The organism is Actinomycetes bacterium (assembly GCA_022599915.1).
In the GTDB taxonomy this organism is placed as follows: domain Bacteria; phylum Actinomycetota; class Actinomycetes; order S36-B12.
Genome location: JAHZLH010000038.1, coordinates 1 through 8,906, shown reverse-complemented (window position 1 = coordinate 8,906; position 8,906 = coordinate 1). Strand labels below are relative to the sequence as shown.

At 61.1% G+C, this 8,906-nt stretch carries 9 protein-coding genes and 1 pseudogene; 4 read left to right on the top strand and 6 right to left on the bottom strand.

The features are described 5' to 3' along the window. Positions 1-165 (bottom strand): annotated as a pseudogene (locus K0U62_06855) (Asp-tRNA(Asn)/Glu-tRNA(Gln) amidotransferase GatCAB subunit B). A 65-nt stretch (positions 166-230) separates the two neighbouring features. Between K0U62_06855 and K0U62_06850 the strand changes: the two are divergent. The 3 genes from K0U62_06850 (at position 231) to K0U62_06840 (ending at position 2,836) form a co-directional block, all read left to right on the top strand. Further along, complete coding sequence (locus K0U62_06850; protein ID MCH9801234.1) at positions 231-467, top strand: acyl carrier protein; 237 nt, start codon at positions 231-233, stop codon at positions 465-467. 226 nt (positions 468-693) lie between these two features. Further along, positions 694-2,097 carry an AMP-binding protein gene (locus tag K0U62_06845; GenBank protein MCH9801233.1) on the top strand — a complete coding sequence of 468 codons (1,404 nt, stop codon included), beginning with the start codon at positions 694-696 and terminating at the stop codon, positions 2,095-2,097. Between the two features lie 238 nt (positions 2,098-2,335). After that, positions 2,336-2,836, top strand: a complete 501-nt coding sequence (locus tag K0U62_06840) for a 4'-phosphopantetheinyl transferase superfamily protein (GenBank protein MCH9801232.1) — start codon at positions 2,336-2,338, stop codon at positions 2,834-2,836. A gap of 47 nt (positions 2,837-2,883) precedes the next feature. Here K0U62_06840 and gatB read toward each other — a convergent pair whose 3' ends face one another. The 3 genes from gatB to gatC are packed head-to-tail and all read right to left on the bottom strand — an operon-like array spanning position 2,884 to position 6,190. Next, positions 2,884-4,398, bottom strand: coding sequence for an Asp-tRNA(Asn)/Glu-tRNA(Gln) amidotransferase subunit GatB (gene gatB / locus K0U62_06835; GenBank protein ID MCH9801231.1), 1,515 nt, complete (start codon positions 4,396-4,398; stop codon positions 2,884-2,886). Then, complete coding sequence (gene gatA, locus K0U62_06830) at positions 4,395-5,891, bottom strand: Asp-tRNA(Asn)/Glu-tRNA(Gln) amidotransferase subunit GatA (GenBank protein ID MCH9801230.1); 1,497 nt, start codon at positions 5,889-5,891, stop codon at positions 4,395-4,397. The genes gatB and gatA overlap by 4 nt, the downstream gene beginning before the upstream one ends. After that, a complete protein-coding gene (gene gatC / locus K0U62_06825) occupies positions 5,891-6,190 on the bottom strand; it encodes an Asp-tRNA(Asn)/Glu-tRNA(Gln) amidotransferase subunit GatC (GenBank protein ID MCH9801229.1) in 300 nt (99 codons plus the stop codon). The genes gatA and gatC overlap by 1 nt, the downstream gene beginning before the upstream one ends. A 299-nt stretch (positions 6,191-6,489) precedes the next feature. Between gatC and gmd the strand changes: the two genes are divergently transcribed. Next, on the top strand, positions 6,490-7,467 hold the full coding sequence (gmd, locus tag K0U62_06820) for a GDP-mannose 4,6-dehydratase (protein ID MCH9801228.1): 978 nt from the start codon (positions 6,490-6,492) through the stop codon (positions 7,465-7,467). A 34-nt stretch (positions 7,468-7,501) separates the two neighbouring features. On the opposite strand, the gene K0U62_06815 is transcribed toward gmd, so the two are convergent. Next, entirely contained in the window at positions 7,502-7,912 is a 411-nt protein-coding gene (locus tag K0U62_06815; GenBank protein ID MCH9801227.1) for an NUDIX domain-containing protein, read from the bottom strand. Beyond that, positions 7,909-8,906: NAD-dependent DNA ligase LigA (locus K0U62_06810; GenBank protein MCH9801226.1), on the bottom strand; the 998-nt coding region annotated here is incomplete at its 5' end. The genes K0U62_06810 and K0U62_06815, both read right to left, overlap by 4 nt.

Below are 8,906 nucleotides of genomic sequence, written 5' to 3'. Positions count from 1 at the left end.
CGGCAACTCCGGCATCTCCGGCATCTCCGGCAGTGTCGACCGCAGTTCCTCCACCCACGCCGGGTCTGGGGCAACGGGCAGCAGGTCGGGTTCGGGGAAGTAGCGGTAATCCTCAGCCTCTTCTTTGCTCCTGCCCGGTGTGGTGCTGCCGTCGTCTTCGTGAAACCGTGGCCACTAGGCTGAACTTGTTGGCAACTCGCGCTAAGTGCGAAGGAACGGTGGAGCGGAAGATGACGGATCGGCTCAAGGACGCATTTGTTGAGGGACTCGGGATCGAACTTGACGCAACTGACTGGGAGAACTTGGCCTATGGTTCGATCTCGCAGTGGAACTCCGTTGCACATATGGCTCTCGCTTCAGAGATCGAGGATGCATTTGGCATCACGCTCTCAACCGACGACGTACTTGCGATGACTTCGTTTAGCGAGGCCCGGAATATTCTTGCGAGGCACGGGATAGATGTTTGACCCAAGCCGGTCAGACAGCACCCGGCTAGCCGGGAGGATTCAGGGCGCCAATCGGGGCTCCTCCTCGCTGCTGGCCACTAGCACTACGAAAATTGCTGCTCCGTCACGCGCTCATGCAGACCTGGCCCATAGGCGAGACCGATCTGCTCAACTTCAGAGCCACAAAATTGTTTGGCCTAATGACGACACTTGCCTGAGCCGTTGACGTAGAGGTGCAGATCAACCCGTGAAATTCTTTAACCGACAACCGTCAGAGATTCTGGTTCACGGCTTCGATGGGACCACGATCACGGGTGCAGACGTGGCGGCAAAGGCCGCCTACTACAGCGCAACTGGTACCAAGTTCGCGGTTGTGTTGACCAATTCGACTCCGGCGTCGGCACTTCACCTCCTGGCACTACTTGAGGCAGGAATCCCCTTACTCCCGCTCGACGCCAACACCAAGCCCGAGTCGGTAGCGGCGCTGGTGGATCGCTACCAGCCGGATCTACTCCTTGCACCGCCTGACTTGAACACAGACCTGCCGGATCTTCCACCCAGCGAACTACTGCAAGCCGGTTGCTGGCAACTCGACACCATCCCGCCAGCGATTCACCCCGACCTGTGTCTCTTGCTGCCCACCTCTGGCAGCACTGGCAGCCCGAAACTAGTGCGACTTTCTCGACAGAATCTCCTGAGCAACGCCGAGGCCATAGCGCCGTCGGTCGGCATCACCGCCGAGTCTCGGGGCGTCACGTCACTGCCACTGTTCTACTCGTTCGGACTGTCTGTGCTGACATCACACCTGATCGCGGGCTCCAGCGTCCTCGTGACATCGAGGAGCCTTTTGGACAAGCTGTTCTGGCACGATCTGGAGTCATTTCGGGTTACTCACCTTCCAGGAGTGCCACAGACGTTCCTCATGCTGCGGCGACTGGGTTTTGAGGATCGCGAGTTGCATCACCTGAAGGCCCTGCAACAAGCTGGCGGGCGGCTGGACAAGCAACAGATTCAGTACTTTGCGGAACTGTGCGCGCGGACTGGACGTGATTTCTACGTCATGTACGGCCAAACCGAAGCGTCACCACGAATGTCTTGCTTGCCGTCACAGCAGGTCATCGAGAAATTGGGGTCAGTCGGGATTCCGTTAGCGGGGGGTCAGTTCAGCATCGAATCTCCAGACGGCGCGGTGTGCGATGCCGGGACCGTGGGTGAGGTGACCTATCGCGGACCCAACGTGATGATGGGATACGCCACCGAGTCGACAGAACTCGCGCAGGGTGATGTGTGCCATGGCCTGCTCCACACCGGAGATCTCGGCTACCTCGATGATGATGGTTTCCTCTTTCTCACTGGACGCTCCAAGCGCATTGCCAAACTGGCGGGTGTGAGAGTGTCCCTCGACGAAGTCGAGCAACTGATTTCCTCGTCCAACCAAGTCGCTGCTATCGCGGCCGCTGGCGATGGGATTGTTCTCTTCACGACCTCGAAGGACGCGGATGAGATTGCCCAGCAGCGCAGAGATCTTGCTACCCGCCTGGGCACCGCCCCGAAACTACTGCAGTTCCGCCAGGTCGCGGACATCCCAGTGCTGCCAAATGGAAAGATTGACTACGCGGAACTCAACCGTTGGGCTGACTCAGATGAGTGACCAAGATGCGCCTAGGTTGGCAAAAATGAGTGGCGGTCCCGAGCCTAGGGATCAGGCACTTCTGCCGAGTCGGAAGACACAGCTGGCGAAGAATCATCGCAAGGACTGGTCGACCTGTGAGTTCCACCCGCAGATTTTGCACTATCGACTCGGCAGCTAGTTCTTGGAAGGCTTGGTCGCGTCGCTGATGGATTCGGTCCAGTTTCATCTTCTTCCCAAAGCCGCCGACACCACAGTCATGCGCGAACAGCTGATTACCAAGACGCTCGGACTGCCGGTTGGAGAACCCGTCAATCTGGCACATCATCACGCCGGACGTCCCTACCTTCGAGGACGGCCGGACTGGCGTTGCAGCTTCTCCGACACCACTAACTGGACTGCTATTGCGCTGAGTCACAACCGACCAGTGGGCTTCGACATCGAAGAAATACAGCAAGTACCAGCGAAGATCGAGAAGCGGGCGCGTCAACTCCATACAGCCGAGATGGCGTACCCGAAAGACGAGCCTGAGCGATCTATTGCTTTGCTTTCCGGGTGGGTCCTCCACGAGGCTCTGATCAAGGCATGCTCGGAGAGTCACTCCGCATCCGAGTTCTTACGCACCTGCCAATGCGCTCCGGACAACCGCTTGGCGTGGGGTCAGTCAGAAGCCGGCACTTGGGAGGCGGAACTGATTCCAGGACTAGCCGACAAGAATCTGATTGGCGCGATCGCGATCCAACAAGATCACGTCGAGTAACGCCGATCAACCAGGCATTGGTGAGACCGGCTAGTCGTCGGCGCTGCTCACACCCCGAGTTTCTCCAGCAGAAGTTCGCGGACGCGGGCGGCGTCAGCCTGACCGCGGGTGGCTTTCATGACCGCGCCGATGATCGCGCCAGCAGCCTGCACTTTTCCGCCCTTGATCTTCTCGACCACATCCGGGTTGGCGGCGATGGCTTCGTCAATCGCGGTATGTAGGGCACCGTCATCGGAGACCAACGCCAGTCCTCGGGACTCGACGACCTCGTCGGCGTCGCCTTCACCCTTGACGATCCCGTCGAAGACCGAGCGAGCCAACTTGTCGTTGAGATCCCCCGCAGCGATCAGTTCTTCCACCCGAGCCACATGTTGCGTCGTGACGGGCAGGTCAGTCAGGTCCTGGCTGGATTCCTTGGCGATACGGGACAACTCCCCCAACCACCACTTACGCGCCGCGGCCTGATCTACCCCCGCAGCAATAGTGTCTACGACGAGGTCGAGGGCGCCAGCGTTGATAACTGACTGCATGTCGAAGTCGCTGATCCCCCACTCGCCTTGCAGTCGTGCTCGGCGCACCGCCGGCATCTCCGGCAACGTGGATCGTAGTTCCTCCACCCACGCCGGGTCTGGAGCCACCGGTAGTAGATCGGGTTCGGGGAAGTAGCGGTAATCCTCGGCCTGTTCTTTGCTCCTGCCCGGTGTCGAGCTGCCGTCATCTTCGTGGAAGTGGCGGGTCTCCTGGACCACGCGGCCACCAGCGTCCAGCACGCCTGCTTGGCGGGTGATCTCAAATGCCAACGCGCGTTCCACTGACCGCAACGAGTTCACATTCTTGGTTTCGCTGCGGGTTCCCCACTCTGCTCCCGGTGGGGCGATGGACAGGTTCGCGTCGCAGCGCAGTGACCCCTCTTCCATCCGCACATCTGAGACCCCAAGTGAGCGCATGATGTCGCGCAACGCACCGACGTAGGCCCGGCCGACTGCTGGGGCCAACGCGCCAGTACCGACCACGGGCTTGGTGACGATCTCGACCAGGGGGATACCAGCTCGGTTGTAGTCCACCAGGCTGTAGTCAGCGCCGTGAATTCGACCGGTGGCGCCACCTGCGTGGGAGAGTTTGCCGGTGTCCTCTTCCATGTGGACCCGCTCGATTTCCACCCGAACGGTGGTGGTGCCGTCGTGGGTGGGCACCTCGACATCTAGGTAGCCATCGGTGCACAACGGTTCGTCGTACTGACTGGTTTGGAAGTCCTTTGGCATATCCGGGTAGAAGTAGTTCTTCCGAGCGAACCGGCACCACGACGCGATGTCGCAGTTCAACGCCAACCCGATCCGGATGGTGGACTCAATCGCAGTCCGATTGACCACCGGCAGTGACCCGGGCAGCCCCAAACAGACTGGACAGACTTGGGTGTTCACTTCGGCACCGAAGGCGGTTGGGCAGCCACAGAACATCTTGGAGGCGGTGCCCAGCTCGACGTGGACCTCTAGGCCGATCACCGGCTCGTAGCGGGACAGTGCCTCATCCATGGGGACTAGGGCAGTTTTGGTGGAGGTCATGCTGTCACCTTCTCGATCAACCGGTATCCCCATTTGTCTTCCAACGCTTGCTCCAGCGCCGCCCCCACCCCGTAAAGGCGGTCATCAGCCCGGTGTGGGGCCATGATCTGCAAACCGACGGGCAGCCTGTCATCCGGATCTAGTCCGACTGGCAGCGACATTGCCGCGCTACCAGCCAGGTTCACCGGGATCGTGGCAATGTCGTTCAGATACATCGCCAGCGGGTCGTCCACCTTCTCTCCGATCGGGAACGCAGTGGTGGGACAGGTCGGGGAAATCAACACGTGGCAGTCAGCGAACGCGGCTTCGAAGTCGCGTTGCACCAGCGTGCGGACTTTCTGGGCTTGGCCGTAGTAGGCGTCGTAGTAACCCGCCGACAGCGCGTAAGTGCCTAACATGATCCGCCGCTTCACCTCAGCGCCGAAACCCGCTTCCCGAGTCAGGCTCATCACCTGCTCCACGGAAGCCGAGCCGTCGTCACCGACCCGCAGGCCGTAGCGCATGGCATCAAACCGAGCCAGGTTCGACGACGCCTCACTGGGCAGGATCAAGTAGTAGGCACCGAGTGCGTATTCGAAGTTGGGACAGGACACCTCGACAATGTCGGCACCCTGATCGGTCAGGATCGCTACTGCTTCGTCGAAGCGTTGCTGGACGCCTGGCTGGTAACCGTCACCGGACAGTTCCTTGACCAGTCCGATTCGTAGGCCTGAGACATCGGCGTCGCGAGCGGCGGTCACGACGTCAGGGACTGGATCGGTCAGCGATGTGGAGTCACGGTGATCGTGGCCAGCCATGACTTCGTGCAGCAGCGCGGTGTCCATGACGGTGCGGGCGCACGGTCCGGCCTGATCCAGTGACGAGGCCAGCGCAATCAAACCATAGCGAGATACCCCGCCGTAGGTGGGCTTCACGCCGACCGTGCCAGTGACCGCAGCGGGCTGACGAATCGAACCCCCCGTGTCAGTACCAACGGCCAGTGGCGCGGTGAACGCAGCCAATGTGGCGGCTGAGCCACCACCGGAACCACCGGGGATGCGGCTGGTGTCCCATGGGTTGCGAGTCGGACCGTAGGCGGAGTGTTCGGTGGAGGAGCCCATCGCGAATTCGTCCATATTGGTTTTGCCCAGGATCGGCATGTGGGCGGCCTTCAACCGCTCCACTACTCCCGCGTCATACGGTGGGCGCCACCCTTCCAGGATCTTGGATCCAGCCGTAGTGGGAACCCCGCGTGTGGCCAATACGTCTTTTACCGCGATCGGTACGCCAGCGAGCCGGGGTAGGTCTTCGCCACGGGAGCGACGGCGATCCACCTCAGCGGCGGTCGCTAGCGCGTCCTCGCCAGTGGTTTGCAGGTAGGCATTGATCTCGCCGTCAACTTCGGCGATGCGGTCAAGGTGAGCCTGGGTGATCTCCACCGAGGTCAGATTCCCCTGCGCCATTTCCTCGACAAGACCTTGGGCGCTGGTGCGAATGATGCGTTCGGTTGACATCACTCCTCCTCATCCAGGATCCGCGGAACCCGGAACCGGCCATCTTCGGTGGCGGGAGCGGCAGCCAATACCTCATCACGTGGCAGGCACTCGCCTATCTCATCGTCACGAAAGACGTTGGTCATCGGGACGGGGTGCGAAGTGGCGGGAACATCATCTGCGGCGACCTCAGAGACCCGCTTCACGGCGTCCAGGATCGCATCCAACTGGCCGGCATAGTGGTCCAGTTCGTCTTCGGTGAGTTCCAACCGGGCCAAACGGGCCAAATGGGCCACGTCGGCGCGGGACATATCAGACATGCCTTCCATCGTAGGCGGGGGCCTTGGAACTGCTTGCGGGTGCCTGTGCTCACCAAACATAATCCGTTCGAATGCTGAGGTCGACTGTGGCCAGCCCATCTCGAATCGAAGTCGAAGCGGCGACGAAACCAGCCGTGGATCGCTTGCTACCTCGGTGGGCAGGGCTACCCTCTCCGTCCACTCCCCAGAGCCACACCCTCGCCCCGTGTCCGTGACCTACCCGATGGTGCCTTGGATGCCGGATAGACTCAGGCCGACCCCGAGCGCCGGCAGCTGCCTGGTGGATAGAGGAGAGCATCGTGCGTAAGGCGCTGATCACCGGAGTCACCGGCCAGGATGGGTCGTACTTGGCTGAATTGCTGCTGGACAAGGGCTACGAGGTACACGGTCTCATCCGGCGGGCCTCCACCTTCAACACCCACCGAGTCGACCACCTGTATCGCGATCCCCACGATCCTGATACCCGATTCTTCCTGCACTACGGGGATCTGACGGACAGCTCCCGGTTGGTAACGCTGATCAGCGCCATTTCGCCGGATGAGATCTACCACTTGGCGGCACAAAGCCATGTTCGAGTGTCATTCGACGAGCCCGAGTTCACCGGCGACGTCACTGGACTGGCCACCACTCGGATTTTGGAGGCGGTGCGCCAGGTCAACCCGGAAATTCGCTTCTACCAGGCGTCGAGTTCAGAAATGTTTGGAGCGACGCCGCCGCCGCAGTCGGAAAGTGCACCGTTCTATCCGCGCAGCCCCTATGGCGCGGCCAAGGTTTACAGCTACTGGATGGCGCGGAACTATCGCGAGGCCTACGGGATCTTTGCCTGCAACGGGATCTTGTTCAACCATGAGTCGCCGCGTCGCGGCGAGACCTTCGTGTCGCGCAAGATTACTCGAGCTGTGGCACGCATTGCCGCCGGCCAGCAGCAGGACTTGTGGATGGGAAACTTGGACGCCGCCCGCGACTGGGGCTACGCCAAGGAGTATGTCGAGGCGATGTGGTTGATGCTGCAGGCCGAAACAGCCGCCGACTACGTGGTGGCCACTGGTACCAGTTACACCGTGCGGGACTTCCTGCAGATTTCATTTGATCATGTCGGACTGGACTGGGAAGAGCACGTCAAGTTCGACGAACGCTACTTACGCCCCACCGAGGTCGATAACCTCATCGGCGACGCCAGCAAAGCGGAGACTGTCTTGGGCTGGAAAGCACAGACCCTCACCCCGGAACTGGCGCGGCTGATGGTGGATGCTGATATCAAGGAACTAGGCGCTTAGCTGACCTTCACTGGGCTCCGTGGTCCAGATGCCTTCAACCCAGGGTGTTGCGCATGCGTTCCGAGAGAGGAACTAGCACCGGTAGATCGCTGGAGAGCCACTGAACTGAACCCAGTTCCTCCGCGCACAGCCACTTCAGTTGGTCGTGGTCTTGGGCGACTGGTTCGCCACTGGTGATGCGGGCGAGGTAGGGCTGCCAGACTCCAAGGCCGCCCACCATGGGCAACTCGCAGCCCAGCGGTCCCTGAATGGCGAGTTCGACGCTGAGTTCCTCGCGGATCTCCCGGCGCAGTGCGGTCATGTCGTCCTCGCCGTTTTCGACTTTGCCACCGGGGAACTCCCACTGACCTGCCAGTTCCGGTGGGCTAGTGCGCCGACCTGCCAGGACTTGTGCGGTGCCGCCGGGACCGTCGCGCAGGATCATCGCTGCCACTACCCGAATCATGTGCCAGCCTCGGCCTGCGCGGGCTCCGCTGGTGGGCCGTTGTCCAGTAGCTCCTGAAAACCGGCGACATTCAGAATCGGGATACCCAAGTCAACAGCCTTGTCGTATTTGCTGCCGGGGTTGTCGCCCACGACGACGAAGTTGGTCTTCTTGCTGACCGACCCGGCCGCTTTGCCACCGCGCAGCAGTACCGCTTCTTTAGCGCCGTCGCGGGTGAAGCCCTCCAATGATCCGGTGATGACCACAGTGACCCCAGCTAGAGTTTGTGCCGGGCGGTCATCGGCTTCATCGGCCATCGCCACCGCGGCGTCCCGCCACTTGGTCACGATCTCGCGATGCCAGTCGGTAGCGAACCACTCCACTACTGCCTCGGTGATGATTGGCCCGACACCGTCCACGTCGGCGAGTTCCTCAGCCGGTGCCTTCTGGATGGCCTCAATATTCCCGTATCGGGTGGCTAAGGCGCGGGCTGCGGTTGGGCCAACGTGGCGAATCGACAGCGCCACTAGCACTCGCCATAGTGGCCGCGACTTGGCTTCGGTCAACTGTGCCAGCAGCGATTCGGCGTTGGCGTTCAACTCTCGCTCGTCACCCTCACCACGGGTGAAGAAGTCACAGTCGCGCAATTTCTCCGCATCCAGGGCGAACACGTCACCTTCGTCGGTGACGAGATCGCAGTCCAGTAGCGCGACGGCTGCTTTCCAGCCCAGACCTTCGATGTCCATGGCGCCACGGGAGCCGACGTGGAACATCCGCTCCCGTAACTGCGAAGGGCAGCTGCGCACGTTCGGGCAGCGGATATCGACATCCGCCTCTTTCTCCGGGGCCAGTTCGGTGCCGCAGGCGGGGCAGTGAGTGGGCATGATGAAGGCTCGCTCGTCACCGGTGCGTTCTTCTACCACCGGACCGAGCACCTCGGGGATGACATCACCGGCTTTGCGCAGAAACACCACATCCCCGATCAGCACACCTTTGCGCTTTACTTCATCAGCGT